1 protein-coding gene is annotated in these 500 nt (G+C 49.4%); it reads left to right on the plus strand.

Annotated elements, in window-relative coordinates:
- The coding region (locus tag MWU84_RS24095; protein ID WP_246906588.1) for a DUF1553 domain-containing protein at positions 1-500 on the plus strand (500 nt) is incomplete at both ends.

Below are 500 nucleotides of genomic sequence, written 5' to 3' on the forward strand. Positions count from 1 at the left end.
CCGAGGTTCAGGATGAGCGGTGAGATCATACGGGATTATGTTTTGGCCACCAGCGGTCTGTTGAACAAAGAGATAGGCGGGCCAAGTGTAAAGCCTTACCAGCCCCCAGGACTGTGGGAGGAGACCAATGCAGGGAATAACAGAGGCGGACTAACCAGTTATGTACAGGATGAGGGTGATAAATTGTACCGGCGTTCGCTTTACACCTTATGGAAAAGGACGCTGCCACCTCCAAGCATGTCCATTTTTGATGCGCCCAACAGGGATATCTGTGAGGTGAGGCGACAAAAGACCAATACGCCATTACAGGCGCTGGCATTGCAGAACGATGTGCAGATGTTGGAGGCGGCCCGGGTACTATCGGAGAATACCATTACGGATACAAAAGATGCGGAACAGTGGGTTACCACCGTATTTCAGCGTATCTTGGTAAGGAATCCCAAGGAAGAAGAAAAAAAGGTTTTGGAGGAATACTATACGGATGCCCTTGAGAAATTCTT

This window comes from Arenibacter sp. F20364 (assembly GCF_023015905.1).
Lineage (GTDB): Bacteria > Bacteroidota > Bacteroidia > Flavobacteriales > Flavobacteriaceae > Arenibacter.